The sequence below is a fragment of the Simiduia sp. 21SJ11W-1 genome (genome assembly GCF_024138675.1).
Lineage (GTDB): Bacteria > Pseudomonadota > Gammaproteobacteria > Pseudomonadales > Cellvibrionaceae > Simiduia.
Genome location: NZ_CP090959.1, coordinates 152,019 through 176,745, shown reverse-complemented (window position 1 = coordinate 176,745; position 24,727 = coordinate 152,019). Strand labels below are relative to the sequence as shown.

At 54.8% G+C, this 24,727-nt stretch carries 20 protein-coding genes and 1 tRNA gene; 9 read left to right on the top strand and 12 right to left on the bottom strand.

Annotation, left to right across the window (positions count from 1 at the left end; translation table 11 throughout):
* Positions 1-3: 3 nt before the first annotated feature.
* Positions 4-933: a LysR family transcriptional regulator gene (locus L1F30_RS00865; protein ID WP_253358306.1), complete on the bottom strand. Its 930-nt coding sequence runs from the start codon at positions 931-933 to the stop codon at positions 4-6.
* A gap of 117 nt (positions 934-1,050) precedes the next feature.
* Between L1F30_RS00865 and metE the strand changes: the two genes are divergently transcribed.
* On the top strand, positions 1,051-3,351 hold the full coding sequence (gene metE, locus L1F30_RS00860; RefSeq protein WP_253358305.1) for a 5-methyltetrahydropteroyltriglutamate--homocysteine S-methyltransferase: 2,301 nt from the start codon (positions 1,051-1,053) through the stop codon (positions 3,349-3,351).
* 10 nt (positions 3,352-3,361) lie between these two features.
* Here the strand turns inward: metE and L1F30_RS00855 are convergent, their stop codons facing one another.
* The 4 genes from L1F30_RS00855 to L1F30_RS00840 are packed head-to-tail and all read right to left on the bottom strand — an operon-like array spanning position 3,362 to position 7,600.
* Positions 3,362-3,781: a group 1 truncated hemoglobin gene (locus L1F30_RS00855; RefSeq protein WP_253358304.1), complete on the bottom strand. Its 420-nt coding sequence runs from the start codon at positions 3,779-3,781 to the stop codon at positions 3,362-3,364.
* Between the two features lie 35 nt (positions 3,782-3,816).
* Complete coding sequence (locus L1F30_RS00850; protein ID WP_253358303.1) at positions 3,817-4,695, bottom strand: DUF3034 family protein; 879 nt, start codon at positions 4,693-4,695, stop codon at positions 3,817-3,819.
* 45 nt (positions 4,696-4,740) lie between these two features.
* Positions 4,741-7,032, bottom strand: a complete 2,292-nt coding sequence (locus L1F30_RS00845) for a bifunctional diguanylate cyclase/phosphodiesterase (protein ID WP_253358302.1) — start codon at positions 7,030-7,032, stop codon at positions 4,741-4,743.
* On the bottom strand, positions 7,025-7,600 hold the full coding sequence (locus L1F30_RS00840; protein ID WP_253358301.1) for a hypothetical protein: 576 nt from the start codon (positions 7,598-7,600) through the stop codon (positions 7,025-7,027). Before L1F30_RS00840 ends, L1F30_RS00845 begins: the two co-directional genes overlap by 8 nt.
* A gap of 239 nt (positions 7,601-7,839) precedes the next feature.
* Between L1F30_RS00840 and L1F30_RS00835 the strand changes: the two genes are divergently transcribed.
* Complete coding sequence (locus tag L1F30_RS00835) at positions 7,840-8,388, top strand: pyridoxamine 5'-phosphate oxidase family protein (protein WP_253358300.1); 549 nt, start codon at positions 7,840-7,842, stop codon at positions 8,386-8,388.
* On the opposite strand, the gene L1F30_RS00830 is transcribed toward L1F30_RS00835, so the two are convergent.
* Genes L1F30_RS00830 through gcvT form a run of 3 tightly spaced genes read right to left on the bottom strand, consistent with a single transcriptional unit; the run spans position 8,385 to position 10,701 of the window.
* Positions 8,385-9,131: a ubiquinone/menaquinone biosynthesis methyltransferase gene (locus tag L1F30_RS00830; protein ID WP_253358299.1), complete on the bottom strand. Its 747-nt coding sequence runs from the start codon at positions 9,129-9,131 to the stop codon at positions 8,385-8,387. The two genes, L1F30_RS00835 and L1F30_RS00830, sit on opposite strands and share 4 nt — an antisense overlap.
* A gap of 52 nt (positions 9,132-9,183) precedes the next feature.
* Positions 9,184-9,573 (bottom strand): glycine cleavage system protein GcvH, encoded by a 390-nt coding sequence (gene gcvH, locus L1F30_RS00825; protein WP_253358298.1) that lies wholly within the window; start codon positions 9,571-9,573, stop codon positions 9,184-9,186.
* A gap of 42 nt (positions 9,574-9,615) precedes the next feature.
* Positions 9,616-10,701, bottom strand: coding sequence for a glycine cleavage system aminomethyltransferase GcvT (gcvT, locus tag L1F30_RS00820; RefSeq protein ID WP_253358297.1), 1,086 nt, complete (start codon positions 10,699-10,701; stop codon positions 9,616-9,618).
* A 185-nt stretch (positions 10,702-10,886) separates the two neighbouring features.
* On the opposite strand from gcvT, the gene L1F30_RS00815 reads away from it, so the two are divergent.
* The 4 genes from L1F30_RS00815 to L1F30_RS00800 are packed head-to-tail and all read left to right on the top strand — an operon-like array spanning position 10,887 to position 15,100.
* On the top strand, positions 10,887-13,007 hold the full coding sequence (locus L1F30_RS00815; RefSeq protein WP_253358296.1) for an AsmA family protein: 2,121 nt from the start codon (positions 10,887-10,889) through the stop codon (positions 13,005-13,007).
* Positions 13,000-14,064: an A/G-specific adenine glycosylase gene (mutY, locus tag L1F30_RS00810; protein ID WP_253358295.1), complete on the top strand. Its 1,065-nt coding sequence runs from the start codon at positions 13,000-13,002 to the stop codon at positions 14,062-14,064. Before L1F30_RS00815 ends, mutY begins: the two co-directional genes overlap by 8 nt.
* Complete coding sequence (locus L1F30_RS00805) at positions 14,058-14,825, top strand: ABC transporter substrate-binding protein (RefSeq protein ID WP_253358294.1); 768 nt, start codon at positions 14,058-14,060, stop codon at positions 14,823-14,825. The genes mutY and L1F30_RS00805 overlap by 7 nt, the downstream gene beginning before the upstream one ends.
* Positions 14,822-15,100, top strand: a complete 279-nt coding sequence (locus L1F30_RS00800; protein ID WP_253358293.1) for an oxidative damage protection protein — start codon at positions 14,822-14,824, stop codon at positions 15,098-15,100. Before L1F30_RS00805 ends, L1F30_RS00800 begins: the two co-directional genes overlap by 4 nt.
* Before the next feature lie 5 nt (positions 15,101-15,105).
* Here the strand turns inward: L1F30_RS00800 and L1F30_RS00795 are convergent, their stop codons facing one another.
* On the bottom strand, positions 15,106-15,435 hold the full coding sequence (locus L1F30_RS00795) for a type 1 pili tip component (RefSeq protein WP_253358292.1): 330 nt from the start codon (positions 15,433-15,435) through the stop codon (positions 15,106-15,108).
* Positions 15,436-15,586: 151 nt separating this feature from the next.
* Between L1F30_RS00795 and L1F30_RS00790 the strand changes: the two genes are divergently transcribed.
* Together L1F30_RS00790 and L1F30_RS00785 are read left to right on the top strand one after the other, a co-directional pair.
* Positions 15,587-15,662 (top strand) — tRNA-Phe (locus L1F30_RS00790).
* 1,058 nt (positions 15,663-16,720) lie between these two features.
* Positions 16,721-18,139, top strand: coding sequence for a methyltransferase (locus L1F30_RS00785; protein ID WP_253358291.1), 1,419 nt, complete (start codon positions 16,721-16,723; stop codon positions 18,137-18,139).
* Between the two features lie 194 nt (positions 18,140-18,333).
* On the opposite strand, the gene L1F30_RS00780 is transcribed toward L1F30_RS00785, so the two are convergent.
* Genes L1F30_RS00780 through L1F30_RS00770 form a run of 3 tightly spaced genes read right to left on the bottom strand, consistent with a single transcriptional unit; the run spans position 18,334 to position 22,362 of the window.
* Positions 18,334-20,340: an ATP-binding protein gene (locus L1F30_RS00780; protein WP_253358290.1), complete on the bottom strand. Its 2,007-nt coding sequence runs from the start codon at positions 20,338-20,340 to the stop codon at positions 18,334-18,336.
* Positions 20,330-20,893: a heme NO-binding domain-containing protein gene (locus tag L1F30_RS00775; RefSeq protein WP_253358289.1), complete on the bottom strand. Its 564-nt coding sequence runs from the start codon at positions 20,891-20,893 to the stop codon at positions 20,330-20,332. Before L1F30_RS00775 ends, L1F30_RS00780 begins: the two co-directional genes overlap by 11 nt.
* A 41-nt stretch (positions 20,894-20,934) precedes the next feature.
* Positions 20,935-22,362 (bottom strand): sigma-54 dependent transcriptional regulator, encoded by a 1,428-nt coding sequence (locus L1F30_RS00770; protein ID WP_253358288.1) that lies wholly within the window; start codon positions 22,360-22,362, stop codon positions 20,935-20,937.
* 203 nt (positions 22,363-22,565) lie between these two features.
* On the opposite strand from L1F30_RS00770, the gene L1F30_RS00765 reads away from it, so the two are divergent.
* Positions 22,566-24,698: an EAL domain-containing protein gene (locus L1F30_RS00765; RefSeq protein ID WP_253358287.1), complete on the top strand. Its 2,133-nt coding sequence runs from the start codon at positions 22,566-22,568 to the stop codon at positions 24,696-24,698.
* The last annotated feature ends 29 nt before the right edge of the window (positions 24,699-24,727 follow it).

Here is a 24,727-nt window from a genome sequence, read left to right as displayed (position 1 = left end):
TGATTAACTGTCTGATTCTAACTGCACCGGGCGAATACCCGAGAGGCTGGCAAAGCAATGCGCGCGCGCCAGGCGAATGAAATCTTGCGCATAAGCGGTGGCCTGGGTGTCTGCGCGCATGGCCAGTTGCACCCGGCTCCACATGCCATCACCAAGGGGCAGGCTCACCAGCTTGCCAAGGTTAGCGTATTCATCCAGCACCCAATTGGGCAAGCAGCACACGCCCCGGCCCGAGGCCACCATTTGCACCATCATCAGTGTAAGCTCGGTGGTGCGAATGGCCGGTGCCACACCCTTTGGCGCCAGAAAGCGGGAAATAATATCAAGCCTATCTGGCAATACCGGGTAGGTAATCAATGTTTCTTGCGCAATATCGGCGGCCTCAACCCGCTCACGGCAGGCAAGGGGGTGGCCGGGCGCCACGGCCAGGCGCATTTCACAGTCAAACAGGGGTGCATACACTATACCTTTGAGGGGCTGCGGGTCGGTGGTAATCACAAGATCCACCTCCCCCTGCACCAAGGCAGGCAGTGGCTCAAAGGTAAAGCCACCGGAAAAATCCAGCTCCACCTGCGGCCAGTGGGGGCGATACGCGTCTATCACCGGCATCAGCCAGTTAAAGCAGCTGTGGCACTCAATGGCCATAAATAGCCGCCCTGCTTCACCGTGCACCAGCTTTTGAATATCGCGCTCGGCATCAGCGAGCGCACCCAACACCGTATCGGCCAGCGCCAAAAGCCTGAGGCCCGCGCCCGTAAAGCGAATGGGGCGGCTCTTGCGCACGAATACCGGGCCGCCCAGTTGCAGCTCCAGCTCTTTCATTTGGTGCGACAGTGCCGATTGGGTTAAGCACAACCTGTGCGCAGCTTCAACCAGCGTGCCCGTTTCGCGCAGGGCCACCAGGGTTTTCAGTTGACGAATTTCAAGGTTCATTGGGGTTCGCAGATATATGAATTAATTTCACTTTAAATAGAAAAACAATCAGTTTGATTCACCCTATCAGGCTTCGCACAATGCCGCCACGTTAACTTTTCAACAGGCAGGCACCTCATGGCACAGATACACAACCTAGGCTTTCCGCGCATTGGCGCCAAGCGAGAACTCAAGTTCGCCCTAGAGGCCTATTGGGCCGGCAACAGCGATCTGCCCACACTCCTTGCAACCGGCGAAAACTTGCGACGCGCCCATTGGCAGCGCCAAGCACAGCTTAACTGGGTGCCCGTGGGGGATTTCGCCTGGTACGACCAGGTGCTAAGCCTCTCTGCCACACTGGGTGTAATACCGGCACGAGCGGGCTTCACGCCGGGCCAGCCGGTGGACTTGGATACTATTTTTCGCGTGGCTCGCGGGCGCGCTCAAAAGGATTGCTGCGCGGCCAATGCCGCCAGCGAGATGACCAAATGGTTCGATACCAATTACCACTATCTGGTGCCAGAGTTTGAAGCCAACCAGCAATTTCGACTGAGCTACCGGCAGATCATTGATGAAACCCGCGAAGCCCGCGCCCAAGGCCGTAACGCCAAGCCCGTAATCATCGGCCCGCTCACTTATTTGTGGCTGGGCAAATGCACAGAGCCTGCAACAGATAAACTTTCACTCTTGGAAAACTTGCTGCCTGTGTATCGTCAATTGCTGCAAGAGCTACACGATGCCGGTGCCCAATGGGTACAAATAGATGAACCCATACTGTCGCTCGATTTGCCCATAGAGTGGGCACAGGCCTTTGAGCCCTGCTATCACAAATTGCAAATTCGCGGGCTCAATCAACTGGTGGCGAATTACTTTGGCTCACTGGGCAATAATTTGTCGGTAGCGCTGCAACTGCCCGTTGCAGGCCTGCACATTGATGCCGTGCGCGGCGCCGAAGACATCAATCGCCTGCTCGATCGCCTGAGCCCGCACAAGGTATTAAGTGTGGGGATTATTAACGGGCGCAACATCTGGCGCACAGACCTTAACGCCGCCCTTGAGCGCCTTGTGCCCATTGCCGAGCGGCTGGGCGACAGGCTATGGCTTGCACCTTCGTGCTCGCTACTGCACGTGCCCGTAGATTTAGCGGCTGAAACAGCGCTGCCAGAAGATGTAAAGCCCTGGCTTGCCTTTGCCCAGCAAAAGCTTGAGGAGCTTGCATTACTTGCGCGCGCACTGCGTGAACCGGCAAACCCCGAGGTGCAAGCGGCGCTGGCAGAAAACCGTGCACAACGCGCGCTTCGCCAACAATCGCCGCGCATAAATCAGCGCGCGGTACACACCCGGGTTGCGCGCCTGGGTGATCACAACGCACTGCGCCCAACAGCCTTTAAAGAGCGCATTAAAATCCAGCAGCAAACATTCACATTGCCACCACTGCCCACCACAACCATTGGCTCGTTTCCGCAAACGGCCGAAATCCGCAGGGCACGCAGGCTTTACAAAGCCCAGGAACTCAGCGAGCGCGACTACACCGCGCTCATGCAACAGGAAATCAAACACGCCATCCGCGTGCAGGAAGAGATCGGCCTGGATGTACTGGTACACGGCGAAGCCGAGCGCAACGACATGGTGGAGTACTTTGGCGAACAACTGGAAGGCTTTGTATTTACCCAGTGCGGCTGGGTGCAAAGCTACGGCTCACGCTGCGTAAAGCCGCCCATTATTGTGGGTGATGTTGCGCGAGCCCAGCCCATCACCGTTGAGTGGGCCCGCTACGCCCAAAGCCTTACTAACAAACCCGTGAAGGGCATGCTCACGGGGCCCGTGACTATTTTGTGCTGGTCTTTCGTGCGCGACGATCAACCACGCAGCACCACGGCCCAACAAATTGCGCTAGCCATACGCGATGAAGTGCAAGACTTAGAGGCTGCGGGCATTGGCATCATTCAAATCGATGAGCCAGCACTGCGCGAGGGTTTACCGCTGCGCAAAAAGGATTGGCCACATTATCTCGCCTGGGCCACGCACGCCTTTCGCGTATGCTGCGCCGAAGTGGCAGACCACACCCAAATTCACACCCACATGTGCTACGCAGAGTTCAACGACATCATGGAGGCCATTACCGCACTCGATGCCGATGTGATCACTATCGAAACATCGCGTTCGAAAATGGAACTGTTGGATGCCTTTAATCACTTTGCCTACCCCAATCACATAGGCCCGGGTGTGTACGATATTCATTCGCCCAATGTGCCAAACCAAGGCTGGATTGAAGGCCTGATTACCCGGGCGGCTGAAAAAATACCCGCACAAAATCTATGGATTAACCCTGACTGCGGCTTAAAAACCCGCGGCTGGCCTGAAACCAAAGCGGCATTAACGGTAATGGTACAGGCGGCAAAGAGCCTCAGAAAAAAGCTAGAAGGCGCCGCGGCATAACATCAAACTGTTAATCCAAAGTCTCCGCCATCACCTCGGGGTGCATGGCGGCAAGCCGCTTCAAGAGAGCATTCTGGCTTGCTACATCTATACCTGTGGCGTTCATGGCACGTATAAGTGCCGCTACTGTGGCATCGAAGTGGCGATTATTAATGGCCATACCGCTGTGTACTTCCTGCATGGAGTCGCCGGTGTATTCACAGGGGCCACCGCTTACTTCACACAGCTGCTCGATGAGCTTTTCACGAAAGCGCTCGAGATCCGTTTGCTCAAAGTGCGGGCGCAATAATTCGCTATCGCCAATTTCATATAAAAAATTATCTACCAGCGCGCTAATGCCCGGGGTTTTTCCAAGCCGCTGATAGAGGCTATTGGCATCCTGGTTGTGCGGCGCCTGAACGCAGGCTGCAAGCGCTAAACCCGCGGCCAAAAAACCTGCCCGTATTATTAATAATTTTCCCAACATCAGTTATTTACCTGTACCGATAAATACCAACCGCGCTGGTTATCCCACAGCGCAATATTGCCAAGATTTGCGTAGGCCGCCACTATTGATAGCCGCTTACTGGGAAACCACGCCACAAAGGCATCGGCCCAAGGGTCTTCTTTTACTGCGGCTAACAGGTCCGGCTTTTGGCGATATTCCACGCCCATTGCCCAGTGCGGATTAAAAAACACAGCGGCTGCAAGCTCTGCATGCAGCCTTGCATCACCATCGCCACCAAAGCCTAACAAGCCGAGTTGGTTAGCCTTGGTATGACGCACCGTTGCATTCAGTAAAACGTTGCGGCCCCAGAGGGCATCCAGGTAAAGCTTTGAGGCCGCCAGGTAATAGTCGATGCCGGTATCAGATTTTGCGCCCAGCACCTTGGTGGCAATCGCCGGATTGCGATTTATTTTGTATTGCACGCCTGCGCTCACCTGTGGCAGGGCGCCATAGATCACATCACCTGCCAGGCGCACCTTCGCACCCCACACATCCTGCTCGATGGTAAGGCTTGAAAAGGCGCCGCCGGTGATAGCGGCCAGCTCATCGGCGGCACGATCGCCAAGGCGCAGGGTTTGATGTGCGTAGCTAAGCTCTAGCCGGTTGTCCCAACCAACTAACAGTGCCGCCTGGGAAAGTGTGAAATCCTCTAGCTGCACTGCCGTAAGGGCAGCGGAGGCCGCCCATTCGTCCCGGTGCGCGTAGCTGCCAATCACAGCCCAAGGCACCAAACCACCGCCGGCGCTACCCTCAAGCTGCATGGCCCCGGGGGTTGCCAGAATGCGGTGTTGCGCGGCCGCCGGCAACAGCCAGCTACACAACAGCAATAGCACCAGTTGGCGTAACTTTATTTTCATTTAACATCCTCTCATGCAGACACGGACATTGGGTTGGGTTCACTATCAGGAATGCGTGCGGCTTTCCATGGATGCGCTGTTGTATTCCGTCAGCCATTTTAGTGTGGCAGCAAGGGTCATTGGCCTTGCCAGATAGTAGCCCTGAATACTTTGGCAGCCCCATCGCCGCAGCAGGGCTTTTGCCTGTTCATCTTCTACACCCTCGGCAATTACCGAGAGGTTCAGTGCCCTGGCAAGCCCCAGTGTTGCCTCAACAATTTTCTGATCATCCTGATCTTTGGCCAATTCAAGCACAAAAGATTTATCTATTTTCAGTTTGGAAACCGGCAACATCTTCAACTGCGAAAGCGAAGAAAAGCCCGTGCCAAAATCATCCATGGAAAGCCGGATGCCGGCGCGCTGTAATACCAGCAAATTCTCGCGAGCCGAATGTGCATCGGTCACCAGAGCCGTTTCCGTGATTTCATAAGCCAGGCTGCAGCCGGCCGGCATCGTTTGGGTAGCGGCCCGGGTTAGGGTATCGAGCATATCGGTATCAAGAATATCTTTCGCCGATAAATTAATGCTCACTTCTATCGCACCCCCGGCCTCGCCAATGTGCTTTAGGTCCTGTTGCACTTGGGCAAGCACCCAGCGGGTAATATCGCTGATCAGGCCAGACTCCTCGGCCAGAGGGATAAATTCATCAGGAAACACTTTCCCCAAAACCTCATCTTCCCAGCGAATCAATGCCTCAAGGCCTTCAATGGAGTCGTCTAGCAATGATTGCTGGGGCTGATAAAACAACTCAAAACCATGATTGGCAATGGCCTGCTGCAACCGCGCGGTGATGTTGAGCTTTCTTAAGTGCGATTCATCGGCACCGGCTTGATAGTCGTAGAAGTTTTTGCCTGCCCGCACGGATTCTGCCAAGGCGATATTGCTGCGGCGAATCAGCTCCTCATAATTTGCCGCCTGCTCCGGGCACTCTATTACGCCGGCTGCGGCTTCAAATACAATTTGCACGCCATCAAGGCTAAAAGGGTGCTTGAAACATTCAGCCAAGGCCGTGATTTCCTGGCGGTTAATCACTGAACCTGCGGTCATGATGAGTAAAAATTCGTCGCTACCCAAGCGCGCGAGTGTGCCACAGGCTGTTACTTCATTGCGCATGCGCTCGGCCATTAGGGGTACAAAGCGTTGCACAAACAAGATGCCGTAAAGATCGTTAAGGCGCTTTATATTGGTTACCCGCAGCAATACCCCGGTAAAACTTGTGCCCTCATCAAACAGTTCATTGAGAATTTGCTGGGCCTTCTCGCGATTGGGCAGGCCGGTACGCTCATCGTGCTCGGCTACATAGGTAATGTGTGCCTCACGGTCTTTAATGGCCGCCTGCATACTGTTTAAAGAACTTGCCAGCTGGCCGATTTCATCGGCGCGGCTAAAAGAAATTTCGCGCCCATAGTCGCCGGCGGCCATGCGATCTGCCGCCGCCGCCAACACCGAAAGCGGCCGGCTTAAGCCGTTGGCAATACTGAACACAGCAAGAATAATTAGTATTAACGTGACCGCTGCAATGATCACCAACCGGCGTTGCAACTGATTAAATTGCGCCTTTATATCTGAGGCAGAAACCGTGAGCAATGCGCTGAGTTCATCGCCCCCGGCGCCAGAAAGCCAGACGGTGCGGCTTAGCCAGTTCTCGGCGCGGCCAAAATTGTCTGCCGCTTTATTTTCAAGCAGGTCGTGGCCCGGTGCCAGCGTGGTCAGGTTTGGCAGCACTTCGCGGCCTACCATAATGGTGACATCTACCCGAGAAATGGATTTGAATTTTTTAAGCAGCGCCTCATCAAGCGGGAAGCCAAGGCCAACCCAACCCAACAGGTTAGGGGCATATACCGGTACTACGGCAAACTGGTAAGGCTTGTGCTCAACCTCAAGCAGCATGTCAAAACTGGCACCTTGCTGCACATCGCGCACAATGGTTGATTGGGCCTCTTGCAGATCGTGGCTACTTAAAAGCACCTCTCCTGCGGCATTGGTGAGCAATACAATTTCAGCACCAATACGCTCACCATGATTGGCCAGTGCCGAAATTTGCGTATCCCGCTCACCGGTGGCCACTGCCTGCCGAAAGCCGTAGTCTTCCGCCAGTATGGTCACGCTGTTTTTAAGCTGGGTTCGATCTTCGCGAATTAGTTGATCGAACACCCGCTCGGCCACATCCAGTTCATTATTTGCAAAGGCCTGGCCTGCATTTTTGGTTGCACTAAAAACAGACCAGGTGATGGCACCCAATGTAAGCAACAACAGCGGGATAAAAATACACAGCAGGCGCGCGCGGAAGCTAATCATCGCGTTGTTTGAACTGTTGCAGGCGCTCTCGCAAAGACGAGCTGGGTTGCTTGGCCTTTTCCGGTAGCGCCTCGCTTAACTGAATGGGCGCATTGGCGGTTAGCAAAAGGCTTTGCGGCTTGCGAGCGCCCATAACCGGGTGCCAAATGTGGAGATTGACAGGCAAACTCACCGGGCCCGGCAGGGTTAGCAAGCCCTGTTCATCGGTTACCCCGTAGCTTGTGGCTTGGGTCACATAGATGTAGCCCTTCATGGCATCGTGGATATTACAACCCAGCTCCACCACGCCAACACTGCTAAAAGACACCGGCGGCGCATCGTGCTGGCGGTAGAGCTTGAGTTCAAAGTTATTGGGGGCCGAGAACGAATACACCTGATGACGGGTTTTGTCGCTATTTGGGAAATACACCGGCTGGCCCAATGGCACCACAATGACATGGGGCACAAACTGCATGTTGCGCTGATCAATGAACACCGCATGCTCCGGCCGCTCGAAGGCTACATCTGGCGCCACAACCACCACATTTGGCGCTGGCCGACCCGTGGCATCTACCACAGCGAGGCGCATGTCCGCCTGTACATCACAGGTAAAAAGGCAGAGGGCCAGCCAGAAAGAGTTTTTAAACGAAGAGGGCATTACAGGCGCCAGATGGTTGTTTCGGGTCAGTATAGACCACGCGCGATTGCAGGCTGTGGCGCATCTTCGGGTTCAAAGCCCCAGAAATGCGCTAGCATGCTCAGCCACCAATGCCAATGCCGCCGCCGGTTCTGGGCGCGCGCATAACTATCAACGCAGGGAGGCCCGCTATGGGACAGCAGTTCGACCATATCTCGGAAAAAAATCGCCAGTTTATTGAAGCCCAAAAGCTGTTTTTCGTGGGCACGGCAACAGACGACAGCCGCGTAAACATCTCGCCCAAGGGCATGGATTCCTTGCGTGTGCTCGGGCCCAACAGGGTAATCTGGCTTAATGTCACCGGCAGCGGCAATGAATCTGCCGCCCACGTGCAATTCAACCCCCGCATGACCCTGATGTTTGCAGCCTTTGAAGGCAAGCCCAATATTCTGCGCCTGTACGGCAAGGCAAAGGTGATCCACCCACGAGCGGCCGAATGGCCAAGCCTCTACCCGCACTTTAACCCCATAGCCGGGGCCCGCCAGATTTTCGACCTGCAGGTGGAACTGGTGCAAAACTCCTGCGGCATGGCCGTGCCCCTGTTCGATTACCAGGGCGATCGCGATTTGCTAAAAAATTGGGCCGAGCGCAAGGGCGAGGCAGGTATTGCCAGTTATTGGGAGGAGAAAAACCAAACCACCATTGACGGGCTTGCGACAAATATTCTTGCGGCAGATTAGGTTAGCGCGGGTGGCTTTATGGCTGAATGAATTGCCACAATGCCCAGGCTTAAGCGCCTATAGTTAACTTGGGTAAAACCGCAGGCGGATATTTCCTCTGCCACCACTTCGGCATCGGGAATATCCTTAACTCCGGTTAAAAGGTACTTGTATGCAGAGGCATCACCGCCGGTTGCAAGCCAGCCGATGATGGGCATACACAACGACATATACGCTAAATACAGGGCCTGCAACCAAGCAGGTTTTATGCGTGAGGCCTCTACCATAATCAGTACGCCGCCTGGCTTCAACACCCCATATGCGGCCTCCAATACGCGCTGCCTATTACAAATTTTGAGCGCAAAAGACATAACGTAGCAATCAAATGTTTGCTCGTTAAATTCAGATAACCTTTCAGCATTGGCAGGCGCGAACTCAAGATTATGCGCATGGGTATGACGTGCCAGCCGCTTTTGTGCCACGCGCAGCATGGCATCGCAAATATCAGAAACAACGATAGTTGAGGGGTGCAATTCTTTTTGCTGCACCAGCCGAACAGATATGTCGCCTGTGCCAGCGGCAGCATCCAGAATGACCTGAGGTTTGTGGCGCAGGATTTCCTTGACCGCTACCGATTTCCAATAGCGGTGAATACCAAAACTGAAGATGTCGCACAACCAATCGTACCGATCTGCAATTCTTGCGAAGATGTTATCTCTTGCCACATCAAGGCCCGCGGCATTATTGGATGATTCAGTACGCATACAAGGTTCGTTTTAAAGGCAAAAAAAACCCCGCTTTCGCGGGGCTTATTATTTACTCGTCTTCGCAGGCGGCGGCGTAGCCGTCGGCATCCAGGGCGTCGTCGAGCTCGCTCAAATCGGTGGGCTTCACCTTGAAGAACCAGCCGTCATCGTAGGGCGAGCTGTTAACGGTTTCAGGGGCATCTTCCAAGGCTTCGTTAACGGCGATAACCTCACCGGTAATGGGCGAAAAGATATCAGAGGCGGCTTTTACAGATTCAACCACACCGGCTTCTTCACCGGCGTTTACAGTGGCGCCGACTTCCGGGGTTTCTACGTAAACCACATCACCCAGTGCTTCTTGGGCGTGATCGGAAATGCCCACAGTCACGGTGCCATCATCTTCGATGCGCGCCCATTCGTGGCTGGACATGTATTTCAGTTCTTTGCGAATTTCGCTCATGGGAAGCTCCTCGTGGCGGCGCGCCGCTCAAATTACAATCAATTAGAATATCTTTTTACCGTTGCGGACAAAGCTTGGCTTCACCACTTTTACAGGCACCCGTTTGTTGCGTATTTCTACCAGACAAGTATCGCCCACTTCAACCGGTACGCGCGCCAGGGCGATAGAATACCCCAAGGTTGGCGAGAATGTCCCACTGGTGACTTCGCCGGTTTCGGTGGAGCCTTGCACTATCACCTTCTGGTGGCCGCGCAGCACGCCCTTTTCTTCCAGCACCAGGCCCACCAGCTTGCGCTTAACACCGGCGGCTTTTTGTGCGGCCAGCGCAGCGCGGCCAATGAAGTCCCGCTCGGCTGGCTCCCAGGCGATGGTCCAGCCCATGTTGGCCTCCAGCGGCGAGATGGTTTCATCCATATCAGAGCCATAGAGGTTCATGCCCGCCTCCAGGCGCAGGGTATCGCGTGCGCCCAGGCCGCAGGGTTGCACTCCGGCATCAGCCAGCGCCTGCCAAAAGCCAACCACTTCATCTGCCGGCACCATGATTTCCAGGCCGTCTTCACCTGTGTAGCCGGTGCGGGCGATGAACCACTCGCCATAGGTCGCGCCCTGGAAAACTTTCAAGCCGCCAATCAGCTCGGCCGCACCGGCCAATACTTGCTGTGTTTTGGCGATGGCTGCGGGGCCTTGCACCGCAACCATGGCAAGGCCCGGCTGCTCGGTAATGGCAACGTCAAAATCTGCCGCCACTTGCGCCATCCAGGCCAGATCTTTTTCGCGGGTGGCGCAGTTCACCACCGTGCGGTACCAGTCGCCCATGTAATAGACGATCAAATCGTCGATGACACCGCCCTGCTCGTTGAGCATACCGGTGTACATGGCCTTGCCGTGGGCCGATTCGATTTTGGCCACATCGTTGGCCAGCAGCTTTTGCAGAAACACCTTGGCGTCGGCCCCGGTAACATCCACGATGGTCATGTGGGAAACGTCGAACATGCCGGCCTCGGTGCGCACCTTGTGGTGCTCTTCTACCTGCGAGCCGTAGTTGACAGGCATATCCCAGCCGCCAAAATCCACCACGCGGCCACCCATGGCCTTGTGAGCCTCAAACAGTGGGGTCTTGTTTCCCATAATGATCACCTGTTTCCTATAGTGGAAAAGCGCGCATTCTAGCGACTAAGAGAGTAGGTGAAAACAATTTAGGCAAAAAAAACCGAGGCTGCCGGCGTTTCTTTCACTATCGCGCCTGCAGCACTATCTATGCTGAATCAGTGCGTTACACTGCGCCCGATATAGCCCATAACCAGGAGGTATACGTGGTACGGTTTCTTAAGATTGTGGTGATTTTACTGTTGTTGCTGGTAGCGGCCGTTGTGGCGCTGGTACTGACATTCGATCCGAACAAATATAAACCCGACATCATAGACGCCGCCGCCCGGCACAATGTTGCCCTGCGCATGGATGGCGACCTGGGCTGGCAGCTGTGGCCGCGTATCGCCATTAAGGCCAAAGCCGTATCCGTTGCAGACCCGGCAACCCCCGAGCAACCCATTGCCGCTATCGACTACTTTGCCGTGTCTGTGCAGTTGCTGCCGCTGTTCAAGCAACAAATCATGATTGATGGCATTACCCTGAGCGGCGCCAAGATCAACCTGAAAGTAGACGCCAAAGGCCAGGGCAACTGGCAAAACCTGGGCCAAACCGCGGCGCTTACACAGCCACAGTTGCGCTTCGCCCACGCCACCGCCTTTGATAGCGCCCCACTCACAGCAGTTCAGGATGCAGCCCCGGCCTTCAACCTTGAGCAAAACCTGCAATTGCGCCGATTAACCCTTAAAGAATCCGAGCTGCACTTTGCCAATGCCAGCGGCCTTAAACTGCAGCTGAGCAATTTGAGCACAGAGGTGACAGATCTCGTACTTGATGGCACAAGCTTCCCGGTGAGCCTGAATACCGATTTCACCCTGGCCAGGCCCGAGGCCAGCACGCTCATGGGCAACACCGGCGCTGAATTTGAACTGCAAGTACCGGCCGCGCTCGACCAGATTATTATTGAACAGCTCAAAGCCCCCACAACACTGGTGCAAGGGGCCACCCAAGCCCAAGTGGTGCTGAACGCCAATGCTAAGGTGCTGCTGGGCCGCGCCAACGGCGGCGAGCTTAGCTACTCGGGCGAACTCGCGCTGGCACCGGCCAATATCCAGCAGCTCATGCAAGCCATGGGCACCCCCTTGCCGCCCATGGCCCACCCACAGGCGCTGCACAAGGTAGCCATGAGCGGCCCCTTTACAGGCACCGCCAACAACATCAGCCTGGCCCCGCTTACCCTCAAGGTTGATGAAACCAACATCACCGGTAGCGCCGGCATTACCGATTTCAGCACCTTGGCCATCGCCGTTGATATTAAAGGCGATGCCATTAACCTCGATCACTACCTGCCACCGGCAACACCACCTGCCAAGGGTAGCGCTGCCGGCACCAAAGCAGGCTTCGCGCGGGCAGCCACTAGCCAAGCCCCGGATGCCCTGCCCCTTGAGGCCCTGCGCAGCCTGAACCTGAATTTACTGGCGGGCTTCGACACCCTTTCGGTAAAAGGGCTCAACTTCAAGCAGGTGCAAACCCGGGTAGACGCCAAGGCAGGGCTGATAGAACTCAAGCGTTTCGATGCCCTTTTGCACGAGGGGCCGCTCAATGCCAGCGCCGTGTTCGACGCCCGCCAAGACCAAGCCACCTTGAATTTCACTGCCACCGGCAGCCGCATGCCGCTGCAACAACTACTGGAAGACTTCGAGGCACCGGCGCTGGTTTCCGGCAATGGCGGCCTGGTGGCCAAGGGCTCGGCCAAAGGCGCCACCAGCACAGCATTGGTAGACAGCCTTACCGCCAACATAGACCTCACCAGCGATCAGATGCTGCTGCACAACATGAACCTGGAGAAAAGCCTGTGCCAGCTGGCAATGCTGGCCCAAAAGCAAGACATGCCCCAAATCAACTGGGCCGATGCCACCAAGTTGCAAACGCTGACCTCGAACATTCAATACGCCAATAAAACCCTGAAGGTGCAATCGCTTAAGGGCGGCGTAGAGAGCATGGCGCTGGCGGGCCTCGGCAAAGTAGACCTCAACAAGAGCCTGCTGGATTTGAAGTTCAACCTGCGCATTGATGAGGCCGCCAATAAATTGCTGAACTGCCCTATTACCAATAAGAAGCTGTTAAACCGCGACATTCCCGTGCGCTGCAAAGACACCTTCGAAAAACTGGGTGCCACCTCCTGCGCGCCAGACCTGGCCATGCTCGAAGACCTCTACCGCGACGAGGTAAAAAGCAAAGTAAACAAGGAGCTGGATAAACAGCTAGACAAGCACCTGGAGAAGAACCCAGAGGCAAAAGAGCTGTTAAAGGGCCTGTTTGGTGGCAAAAAGAAGAAAGATGACTAACCAACCCGCAGTCTTTGCCAACACCGTGCTGGCATGGTTCGACCAGCACGGTCGCAAACACCTGCCTTGGGCGCAGGGCATTAATGCCTACCGGGTGTGGGTATCTGAAATTATGCTCCAGCAAACCCAGGTGGCCACAGTTATCCCGTATTTCGAGCGGTTTATGGCGCGCTTCCCCACGGTGCAGGCTCTGGCAGAAGCCCCCATAGATGACGTGCTGCATCTGTGGACGGGCCTGGGCTATTACGCCCGCGCGCGCAACCTGCACAAGGCGGCCAAGCAGGTAGTGAATGAATTTAATGGCGAGTTCCCGCGCACGGTGCAATCACTCGAGCAACTGTGCGGCGTGGGCCGGTCAACCGCCGGCGCTATCGCCTCCATTGCCTTCGGCGAGCAAGCCGCCATTTTAGATGGCAACGTAAAGCGGGTGCTGGCCCGTTATCACGGGGTAGAAGGCTGGCCCGGGCAAACCGCCGTTGCCAACGCGCTCTGGGCACTGGCCGAGGCCGCAACGCCGGCTACGCGCAATGGCGACTACACCCAGGCCATGATGGATTTGGGTGCCACCCTGTGTACCCGTGCCAAACCCAGCTGCGAATCCTGCCCGCTGCTGGGTGGCTGTGTGGCGCACGCCACCGGCCGGGTAGCGCAACTGCCGGGCAAAAAACCCCGCAAAACCCTGCCGGAAAAATCGGTACAGTTGCTGATGCTGCGCGATGCAAACGGCCGGCTACTGCTAGAGCAGCGCCCACCCACCGGTATTTGGGGCGGCCTTTGGAGCTTCCCGGAGCTGGCGCCTGATCAATCGGCAGGCGCCCACGCCAAGCGCCACTATGGCGAGGTGGCGCAGGTTGCCAAGCTCGAGCCCTGGCGCCACACCTTTAGCCACTACCACCTGCACATTCACCCGGTATTAATCGAGCTGGGGGCCATAGCACCTGCCATTGCCGATCAGCCGGTGCGCTGGATCAAACCCCACGCACCCGGCAATCTTGGGCTGGCGGCACCGGTTTCCAGGCTGTTGGCTGAACTCGCCGAACTCGAACCCCTATGTTGAAAGCGGTTACCCACCTATTGCTGGCCACTTGCTTGCTGGCACAGGCAGCCCACGGCGCCACGCCCACGGAGCGTGTGCGCTTTAGCGCCATGCTGGAGCCTGTGTTCATGGAGGCAGACGGCACGGGCGCACTCAACGAACTGCACAGCAAGCTCTTGAGTGCATTGCCCATCGCCACAGAAACCCACTATGCACCGCCCATGCGGGCTGACCACAATTTTAATGCCGGCACCGCCGATGCCCTGGTGCCAGATTTTTGCAATGCAGCCCTCAAGCGCCCCTACGTGCGCTCGGTACCTTTTGCACGCATCCAGCGGCATATTTTTACGCCACCGGGCAGCGCACCGCTCACCGATCTGGATCAGCTTAAAGGCCTGCGCGTGGGCTTGGTGCGAGGCTACAGCTATGCGCTTCAGGGCCCGGCGGGCGAGGGCGTGCAACTTGTGTGGTTGCCCAGCCAACGCCAGGCGCTGCGCATGTTGGTTAACGGCCGCCTGGATGCCATAGTGGCCAATGCCCAGGAATTGGGCGCCATCATCAACGCCGAGCCCCTGGCCTGGCCCAGCTTCGAGCCCAAGGCCCCGGTGTTAGACCGCGCGCTCTGCTACGCCTTTGCAGATAACCAGCAAGGCCGGCAACTCGCGCAGGCTATCAGCGCTGAAATATTGCGCCTGCGCGATAATGGCGAACTGGCGCGCCTCTTGGGCCCCAGTGCGCTGGTAAAATTGCCACTTTCCAATCACTCAAAGGAGCAACAATGAGCCGCACCGTCATGTGTCGCAAATACAAGAAAGAATTGCCGGGCCTGGATATGCCGCCGTTCCCCGGTGCCAAGGGCCAGGCACTGTTTGCCGATGTGTCGAAGCAGGCGTGGCAGGAGTGGCTGGCGCACCAAACCATGCTCATTAATGAAAAACACCTGAATTTAATGGATATGACCGCCCGCACCTATTTGAGCGAACAAATGGAGAAGTTTCTTTCCGGCGATGCATACGACGCCGCCGAGGGCTATGTACCCCCCAGTGACAGCGAATAACCCGGTTAGCTTATTGGGGTGAACTTTTCAGCAAAGCTTGCCCGCAAGCGCAAATACTCAGGCGTAAGCCCCACATCTTCGAACATCGGGTCTCCCAGCTCATCGTGGGCCACCACTTTCTGGCCTTGTACATAGGGCATGGTAGATTCGATTTCTTCAAGGGCTGCATGCAATAACTGGTTGATCAGTGTTTGCTTATCCACGGCCGGGTACAAGGCCGCCAAGGCCTCCAGCCGCGCGGCATCCTTTACCGGCAACTTCAACGTGTACTCCACCTCGCCCTTCCAGCGATCGGTAGTATTTTCCCACTCAGTCAACAACTCGCGCACTTTCATCACAAGACTCCTAACGCGTGAACATCACCTCTATAAATCTAGACGATTTACGCCACAAGCCCCTGAATAACCCAGCAAAAAAAAGCCGCCCACGGCCTTGACTCCACCACCTCTTGCGGGTTTAATACGCGCCTCCTGCAAAAGCAGCGACGCCCAGATAGCTCAGTCGGTAGAGCAGCGGATTGAAAATCCGCGTGTCGGTGGTTCGATTCCGCCTCTGGGCACCATATACAAAAACCTCGTCCATCGGACGGGGTTTTTTTATATATGCACAGAGGTGGGCTGACAAAACGCCGGGAGCGTTTTGATCCGCGCATGCGCCCGCAGGGCCAAGCACAGGACGTGCTTGGGATAAACCACCGCTTGGTTCGACTAAATGCGTGGTGCGGCATTCCGAACAGCATTTAGATACGAGCGAAGCGAAGCCCGCAGGGGCAAAACAGCCCCTAGGCTGTTTTGATACTTCCGCCTCTGAGTCCGCCTCTGGGCACCACTACTTTTAAAGCCTCGGTCTTGCGCCGGGGCTTTTTCATTTTTAAGCCTATCGCACGCGCGGAACCGAACGTCCGATTCATTCGCGCCTTCCATGGCGCTCACCCCTACGGGGCAGCTAGACGCTGTGAATCACGGCTTTCCTGCCGTGCTTTCCGCCTCTGGGCACCATATACAAAAACCTCGTCCATCGGACGGGGTTTTTTTATATGTGCACAGAGGTGGGCTGACAAAACGCCGGGAGCGTTTTGATCCGCGCATGCGCCCGCAGGGCCAAGCACAGGACGTGCTTGGGATAAACCACCGCTTGGTTCGACTAAATGCGTGGTGCGGCATTGCGAACAGCATTTAGATACGAGCGAAGCGATTAATCGGCAGGACAGCCGATTAATAGAACGCAGTTTCCCGCAGGGCTAACGCCACGGAGGGCGTTAGTACACCCACGCAGGGGCAAAACAGCCCCTAGGCTGTTTTGATTGTAGATTCGCGCCATCCGTGGCGCTCACCCCTTTGGGGTAGCAAGCTATCCAAATCGGCTTTCCTGCAGATTTGTCCGCCTCACAAAGCTTTGTATCGCAGCCCAGCCAAATTACGCAGGCTCTTTAGCACGCAATAGGTTGTGACAACCCCCGGCACCACTATTTTTAAAGCCTCGTCTTGCGCCGGGGCTTTTTCATTGTCAGGCCAATCGCGAACGCCGATTTACTTCTACCAATCAAGCCTCTACCAAAAGCCTCCGCAAATTCCCCAGCCGCGCGATTTCTGCCAAACTGGCAAGCCACAGGAGATACCGATGACAGTGCACGTAATCGCGATTTGTGGCTGCCCGGGCAGCGGCAAATCCACCTTGGCCACAAAGCTTGCCGAGCAGCTAAACGCCATCCAGCTGGATATGGACGACTACCAGCAGTTCACCAACATGACGCCCGCGGGCCTGGCCCAATGGGTGGCCGAGGGTGCGGATTTTAATGTGCTGGATTTGGGCGATTTCATCCAACGGCTGGAAAGCACGAAACAGCATGCGCTCGAACAAGGGCAACCCCTGATTATTGTCGAGAGCCACTTCGGGCGCGCGCACGCCAAAACCTGTGCATATTTTGATCAGGTGTTCTGGCTAGACGCGCCTGCGGACCTGGCACTGGCGCGCAACCTGAAAGCGCTCGATATTGGCGCTGCCGAGCTGTCGGATTTTTTGCATCATTACATCACCCGGCTGCAGCCACTGCTCGCCCTGCAACGCCTGCGGCTTTCAGAAACCAGCGATGTGCACCTGGATGCAAGCCTGCCCATTGATCGACTGGCGGCAGAGGTCACGCAACATATTTCCGCCAGCCACATGCGGCAGATGGCAGCGCAACACTACTTAAAAATAGATGCCTACCTCGCCCAAAGCGCTGCCGCCTGCGCGCTGGCTTGTGCCTGCAGGCACAAGCTGTTAAACCCACTGCATCACCCCTTGCCGCGCACACAATGGCAGGGCTTGTGCCAAACCCATGCAAATTTAAGCGCCGAGGGCGCAGAGCTGTTGCTTTCGCTGCTCATGGCCAATGATGTGGTGCGGGCGCAAGGTAATGCACTGGTGCTTGCACCCGCCTTTGCACCGCTGATGGCCTACACAGATCTCATTCAAACCAAGGTGCGTTTCGCACAACTGTTAGCGCCGGATGTAACACAACGCTTTGCCCAATGGCTGGGTGATGGCGAAGAATTTATGGCCGGCTCGCAATTGTTTTCGCTGTTTGATTACCACACAGCCACCCAAACAGACTTTGAAAGTGTGCGCAAATCGCGCGAGTGGATGCAACTGGTAAGCACCTATACGCGCTATGAAGCGCAGGTATTTCTCGCCTATTTTGATATGAGCAACATTACCCGCATGCTGGATATCGGCGGCAATAGCGGTGAATTTTTGCGCCAGCTATGTCTGGCTAAGCCCACGCTCATTGGCTCGGTGGCAGATTTACCGGGCGTATGCGCAGCAGCCCTTCAATACCAGCAGGGCCAAGCGGGTATGACGCAGGTACGCCACATACCGGGCGATGCCCGCACAGACCCCATTCCCATTAATCAAGATTGTGTGAGCTTTAAATCTTTTCTGCACGACTGGCCGGAAGATCAGCTGGATACCTGGTTAAAGGTGGCGGCCAATTCACTGCTGCCCGGCGGGAGGATTGTAATTTTTGAACGCATAAGCGGCCCGCTAACGGGCTAACAATTGGGTTTCGGGCACCTGCCCATTGCACTTTTTCAACGGGTGTACAGAAACCCCGAGGTGTATCAACAGCGGCTCGCGGCCCTTGGCTTTACCGAAATAACCTCCACAAAAATAGCGCTAGACTTTCCCTTTGCGCTTATTTCTGCAACCAAGCCGTTATAGGCGGCCCGTTATGACTGAGGCTGTTTGGGTTAATTAATGTCGAGTTTGCCGAGTGCGTGCAGAGAATCTTCGCACAGTGCCCCAAGGTCTTTGATCATGGCGTCAATGGGCGCCCGCTCTTTAGCCTTGGGCGCGTTTAGCTCCAGGTGCCGGGTTACGCGCACAAGCTCCATCAGGCCAACGGTTGCCGATGACCCTTTAAGGCGGTGTGCGATTTTTCCAACCAGCGCATAGTCAGATGCGGCCTGCGCCGCGACTATTTCCTGCACTCCCTTGGTCAAATCTTCAGACAACAACTGGCAATAACGCTCATAGCCTTGTACGCCAATGTCACTGATGAGCCTGTCTACCCTGCTGGCGTCGAGAATAGGTGCGGCTGCGGCATCGCCATTGCACGGTGCCGGTGGGGGCGCAACTTCCACACCCCTGAGCCATTGGCTTAAACATTCTTCCAAAAGTGTTGCATCTACGGGTTTGTGCAACACGCCATTCATGCCGCTAGCCATAAACTCTTTTTGCATATCATCGCCCACATGAGCGGTCATGGCGATGATGGGAATATCCGCAGCGAGCTTTCGCTCGCGCACAATTTTTGTGGCGGTTAAACCATCCATTACCGGCATAGACACATCCATAAACACCAGGTCAAAAATTTGCCGGCTGATTTTATCGACGGCCTCTTGGCCATTGTTGGCAAGTACAACCTCCAGGCCACGATCTTCAAGCATTAACTGGCCAAGATATTGATTAACTTCATTGTCTTCCACCAACAACACCCGGCCCTCGAAACACTTGATGCCTGCCTCTTCTTCAAGGTCAAGGGTATCTGCCGCTGTGTCTGCGACTTCAACGGGCAGCTCAAACCGGAAGCAACTGCCCCGCCCGGGTGTTGTTTCAAATCCGATACTTCCGCCCATGATTTCCACCATGCGGGCAGCAATAGTGAGCCCCAGGCCCGTGCCACTTTCCGCATCGCCTTTGGTGGCATCGTAGGTTAAAAAAGGTTTGAATATCTGATCATGCAGGTGGGGCGCTATACCTTTTCCTGTGTCTTGCACCTGTACGCTTAACCTGGGCTCGCCCGTATCACCTTTGGCCAAACTCACCCGCAGCTCAACCTTACCCTGCTCGGTAAATTTCAACGCATTACTTAACAGATTAAGGGTCACCTGACGGATTTTTGCTGCATCAGCAACAAGGTAGGCTGGCAGCTCTTGACTTATTAGAAGATCAATTTTCAGCCCCTTATGGGCGGCCTTTGCCTCAAGCACGCGCACTACAGACTGCGAAAGTTTTTTTACATCAAAGCTTGCACGCTGATTATTGAACCCCCCGGCTTGCAACTTTGAGTAGTCGAGCACTTGATTAACAACAGCGCGAAGATTTTTTGCAGCCATGTTGGCAATTTCCAACATGCGCCTGGCTCTGCCTGTAAACTCTGTGGCATCAATTAACTCCAATGCCGATACCACCCCGGTCAGCGGGGTACGCATTTCATGGCTCATGATTGCAAAGAAATCAGCTTGGGCATGGCGGGCAGCATCTGCCTCTTCTTTGGCTTGCTTTAGCTGCTTGGCCAGCTGTTCCAAATCTTGAATATTCTGCCGCTCGGTAGACAAGAGCACCAGCTGATCAAGCTGCGGATCCCAGGCTTTAAAATCACTGATGGGTAGCATTTTGTCTGGATGATTCTGATTCATCCACGCAAGCCAAGGCGCCCCAACAAAATGTAGCCTGTGCTGTTCATCCACCACAAACTGGCCACGAATGGCAAACCCTTGGGAGTGAGCCACCATAAGCACCATAACGCCCGATGCAGCACTAAGCGTATCGTAATCAATGCCTGTGTTTGGGCGAATCACCTTAAACACAGATGCCAAGGTAACCTGCTCTGCATCCACGGCCCGCAATTCTGGCATGTGTTTGCGTAGTACCTGGCTTGGGCGTTCTATCTCCAAAGTGCGAGTCAGCACAAAGTGTACAGACGCCAGCTGATCTATAAGCGCATCTGGCTTAAACAGCTGCTTACCCATCATGAGCTACATCCGTTATTTGAAAGCGAATAATGCTTGTTTCACCACTGTCTACAGCGCACATTTCCACAGGCTGAAAGCTAAGCTCACAATGAAACTGGCACGCCATGCCCTTTACAACCCCCACCACAAAGGGTGTAAGGCCTGCCCTGCTGCTTTGATACCGCAAGGCCACGGTGTTCTGATCAACATTCACATCAAAGTAGGGCGGCTCATAACCGATAAAGGTAGAGGTAATGCGATCATGCAAGCTGTTAATATTTTCAAGAAATTCAATCAGGTTGCCACCGGTGCTATCTAACAGCACACCGTAGGATTCACGCGCGGTAACCGTGGCCCAGTAAAGGCCGAACTGCTCAAGACAGGCCGCCAGGTCCACTGCCAGCACCTTGGCAGCAGCACCAGCCAGAGCATAGGTAACTTGATCATCATAGCGGCGCATGCTCACGAAGGAATCTTCCGGTACGCCGGATTCATGCAGAATTTTTTCCCATACCGCCTCGCCATGATGATCGAGCACCATGCTTTTTAAGGAGCGGTTAATTAATCCATACATAGGGCTTTCTCCTGACTGCGTTGGTGCGCCATAAAAGTAACTTAGTTCCAGTTTTGCTTTTTCCGGTACAGCGTAGAGGCACTCAGCTCAAGGTGCGCTGCGGCCTTGGGTATGTTGCCATCGCAAAGTTCAATGGCGCGCTCGATAATGCGCCTTTCTTCCAGCCAAAAAGGCCGTATGGTGGTATGCGATGGAACATCTACAGATCCATTTTGCGAATCGGCGCCGGGGATTGATTGCGATATAAGCGGGCTATTGAAGCTCGCCGGCAACATATCGGGTGTTACCCGCTCGCCGTCATTTAATATCACGGTGTTCATGATGACATTTTCAAGCTCGCGGATATTTCCAGGCCATGGGTAGGCAACCAACATGTCTGCAGCTTCTCTGGAAAACTCTCTAAACTGCTTTTTTTCCCGCCTGGCAATAGTCGCCAAAAAGGTTTCGGCAATTTTCAATACATCACCACCGCGCTCGCGCAACGCGGGCAGGCGAATAGGTATCACATGCAGACGGTAGTAAAGATCTTCACGAAAGCGCCCGGCGCGCACCTCTTCTAGCGGGTTTCGATTGGTGGCACACACAAAGCGGATATCCACCGATTGGCTTTTGCTGGAACCCACTTTCTGGAAAGTGCCCGTCTGAATAAAGCGCAGCAACTTACTTTGCAGCTCAATGTCCATCTCACACAGCTCATCCAGGAACAAGGTGCCACCATCGGCCAGCTGTGCAGCGCCCTGGCGCTCTGTGTGGGCGCCGGTAAAAGCTCCTTTCACATGGCCGAAAATTTCACTCTCCATCAGATCTTTGGGAATGGCCGCGCAGTTAAGGGTAATGAGTGCATTTTTCGCTCTATCGCTGTGGTTATGTATGGCGCGCGCGCACAACTCTTTGCCCGTGCCACTTTCACCGGTTATGAAAATGCTGGCGCGGCTGGCGGCGGCACTTTCTATGGTGCTGTAAACACCTTGCATCACAGGTGATGCACCGATCATGTCGTCAAAATGGTCTCTGTCTACGCGCTCGCGGTAGTTATCCAGCATCTGCGCCAGGCGCCGCTGCTCAAGCACGTTTTCCACCGTTAACACCAGCCGGTTAACTGCAATGGGCTTGGTCAGGTAGTCCAGCGCTCCGAGTGCAACAGCCTCAAGGGCTGACTCTGCGGTTTCATCGGAAGTAACCACGATGGTTGCCACCGGCAGCTCAAGCGCACTTATCTGACGCAACACCGCAAAGCCATGCATATCCGGCAAAGAGAGATCCAGCAAGAGTAGCCCGAATGACTGGTTCACAAGCCGCTCAAGTGCTTCGCTGCCGGTATGTACAACCGTGACCTCAAGCCCGCGATTTACTAGGTAGCTTGAGTAGAGCGATGCCAGCGGCAGGCTATCTTCCACTATCAGGATCGCATCTTCGGCGGCGCGAGGCGTACCCTCTGTCGCAATGGCGTTAGTTCTGGCATCTGGCATTGGTATTAACGCTATTTCCCATCAATGCCTGAAAGCTTAGCCGGACTTTTGCAGGGTGATTCGCAATTTGCAAATCGTTTTGCAATCTGCAACGCGGTATTTAAAAGCAACGGGAATAAAGGCGCATACAGGCGCTCGAACAACACTGGCACACATTTCGCAATAACACTCACAGTCACGCCTTTGCCCACCTGGAGCCCGCTATGAACAATCAGCCAACCGCAAACCACCCGAACCAGAAAGCGCCCCTGAAGCTGCTGTTGGTTGATGACGACCGCTTGATTCGCCTGCACATCAAGCTCGGCCTCAACCCTGAACACTTTTCGATTACCGAGGCAGAGTGTGGCGCGCAAGCAATTACGCTGGCCGCAACCCGCCAGTTCGACATCATTTTAATGGACGTGAACATGCCAGACATGGATGGCTTTACCACTTGCCAGAAAATCAAGCAGCTGACACCTGTGGTTACTACACCGGTTCTCATGCTAACGGCACTGGATGATACCCACTCCATCAATCGGGCCACAGAAGTCGGCGCTCTGGACTACATCACCAAGCCGCTCTCTGTAGCGGCACTCGACAAACGGTTACAGCACATTGTTGAGGCCCAGCGCAATGCACGTGCACTGGATCGCGAACGCGAAAACCAGATAGCTCTACTCAAGGCACTGCCAGACATCATTCTGCGATTTAATAGCGAAGGTACACTGATTGAGCGGAATCTCCCAAATGAAACGGCACCATTATTAAAAAGCCGCGCAATAATAGGCGTTAGTTTACGCGAGCTGTTCAACGGCATTACCAACGAAGACCCCGTTCTTGCACTTAGCCAGTGCTTGCAAGGCAACCCAAAAACGCTTGCAGTGAAATGTGCAGGCGCCGATGAAAGGCACTTTGAAGCGCGCTTTTTTGCCACGCCATCCAATTCCGCAATTTGCATTTTGCGCGACATTACAGACTCCGTAAATCAACAACGGTATATTCAAAAGCTGTCGCTCATAGACGAGGAAACTGGCCTGCCAAATAAAACCTGGCTGCTGCAAGTTGCACAGCAATTTATTAATCAAAATCCGTTCAGCAAGGTAACCGCGGTTCAGATACGCTTTACCACACTGATCGAGATTAAAAACAGTTTCGGTGATCAGTTTTTTATTAAGTCACTGAAGAAATGCGCGCAGCAACTGGGCGTTTCACTAAACACTACTTTGGGTATAGATGTTTTATCACAAGCCTCACTGCCATTTCTGGCGCGCACAGGCGATTCTGAGTTTCACGTTTTATGTGCCGGAAGCCACAGTGAATCCACGATTGATGATCTGGTTGCCGATATTATCGCGCGCTTTCGCCACAGTTTTGCGATTGAATCTTTTGAAGTTTCACTGCCTGTAACTTTGGGTATTGCCTCACAGGAATGCAGCAAGAATTCCGCTGTAGAACTACTGCGTAAATCGGGCCTGGCAACACTGCACGCACACCGCTCATCCGGCGCAGGCGCAGGCGCAGGCGCAGTGGTTTATACAGAAGCCCTGCAAAACCAAATACACCGCGCCAAAGTTATCGAACGCGACCTACGCCAGGCACTGGCGACGGGAGAATTACAGGTGGCCTACCAGCCTAAGGTGTGCAACCAACAGGGGCTTATCAGAAGTGTTGAAGCGCTTGCGCGCTGGACACACCCAACCCTTGGTTTTATTTCCCCCGGCGAATTTATCCCTATTGCCGAAGATTGTGGATTAATTATTGAACTGGGAGAATATGTGCTGGCCGAGGCATGCCAGCAGATCAAGCAGTGGCAATCAACACCGCTAGAGGGAATCACTATTGCCGTAAATATTTCCGGGCATCAGCTAAATCAGATAGAAGCTGAAACCCGGATTTTGAAAATCATCCAGGCCGCAGGTATTGCGCCGTCTGCAATTGAACTTGAAATCACGGAAACTGTTGTGGCAGAAAACGCCCATGTTGTGCCACTCATTCAGAAACTGCGCGCCCGGGGCATAAAAATTGCGCTAGACGATTTTGGCACCGGCTATTCTTCATTAAGCATGCTGGATAAGTTTCCCATTGATACCCTTAAAATTGACCGCTCTTTTGTGATGAATATCGGCAACGGGGAAGGCAACCACAGTATTACAGATGCAATTATTGCGCTGGGCCACGCCTTGAAGCTGAATTTGGTAGCCGAAGGCGTGGAAACTCTGGCGCAGTTGCAACACATGCAAGCCAAGGGCTGTCATTTGATTCAGGGGTATTTTACGGGCAAACCCATGCGCGCAGACGAGGTGCTGCAGCACGCCACCCGGCTTGCCCCCGCGCAAATGGAGTGCGCCGGCTAATGACGGGCTAGGCGCATGGGGCTTGTAGT

Bases quoted from the DNA above. Each gene is read 5' to 3' on its own strand.
- L1F30_RS00835 (WP_253358300.1), top strand. From the start codon at position 7,840: ATGGGACAGCAGTTCGACCATATCTCGGAAAAAAATCGCCAGTTTATT.
- L1F30_RS00845 (WP_253358302.1), bottom strand. From the start codon at position 7,032: ATGATTAGCTTCCGCGCGCGCCTGCTGTGTATTTTTATCCCGCTGTTG.
- L1F30_RS00800 (WP_253358293.1), top strand. From the start codon at position 14,822: ATGAGCCGCACCGTCATGTGTCGCAAATACAAGAAAGAATTGCCGGGC.
- L1F30_RS00765 (WP_253358287.1), top strand. From the start codon at position 22,566: ATGAACAATCAGCCAACCGCAAACCACCCGAACCAGAAAGCGCCCCTG.
- L1F30_RS00795 (WP_253358292.1), bottom strand. From the start codon at position 15,435: ATGAAAGTGCGCGAGTTGTTGACTGAGTGGGAAAATACTACCGATCGC.
- L1F30_RS00780 (WP_253358290.1), bottom strand. From the start codon at position 20,340: ATGATGGGTAAGCAGCTGTTTAAGCCAGATGCGCTTATAGATCAGCTG.
- gcvH (WP_253358298.1), bottom strand. From the start codon at position 9,573: ATGAGCGAAATTCGCAAAGAACTGAAATACATGTCCAGCCACGAATGG.
- L1F30_RS00775 (WP_253358289.1), bottom strand. From the start codon at position 20,893: ATGTATGGATTAATTAACCGCTCCTTAAAAAGCATGGTGCTCGATCAT.
- L1F30_RS00850 (WP_253358303.1), bottom strand. From the start codon at position 4,695: ATGAAAATAAAGTTACGCCAACTGGTGCTATTGCTGTTGTGTAGCTGG.
- L1F30_RS00805 (WP_253358294.1), top strand. From the start codon at position 14,058: ATGTTGAAAGCGGTTACCCACCTATTGCTGGCCACTTGCTTGCTGGCA.
- gcvT (WP_253358297.1), bottom strand. From the start codon at position 10,701: ATGGGAAACAAGACCCCACTGTTTGAGGCTCACAAGGCCATGGGTGGC.
- L1F30_RS00770 (WP_253358288.1), bottom strand. From the start codon at position 22,362: ATGCCAGATGCCAGAACTAACGCCATTGCGACAGAGGGTACGCCTCGC.
- L1F30_RS00840 (WP_253358301.1), bottom strand. From the start codon at position 7,600: ATGCGCCTCGCTGTGGTAGATGCCACGGGTCGGCCAGCGCCAAATGTG.
- mutY (WP_253358295.1), top strand. From the start codon at position 13,000: ATGACTAACCAACCCGCAGTCTTTGCCAACACCGTGCTGGCATGGTTC.
- metE (WP_253358305.1), top strand. From the start codon at position 1,051: ATGGCACAGATACACAACCTAGGCTTTCCGCGCATTGGCGCCAAGCGA.
- L1F30_RS00830 (WP_253358299.1), bottom strand. From the start codon at position 9,131: ATGCGTACTGAATCATCCAATAATGCCGCGGGCCTTGATGTGGCAAGA.
- L1F30_RS00785 (WP_253358291.1), top strand. From the start codon at position 16,721: ATGACAGTGCACGTAATCGCGATTTGTGGCTGCCCGGGCAGCGGCAAA.
- L1F30_RS00865 (WP_253358306.1), bottom strand. From the start codon at position 933: ATGAACCTTGAAATTCGTCAACTGAAAACCCTGGTGGCCCTGCGCGAA.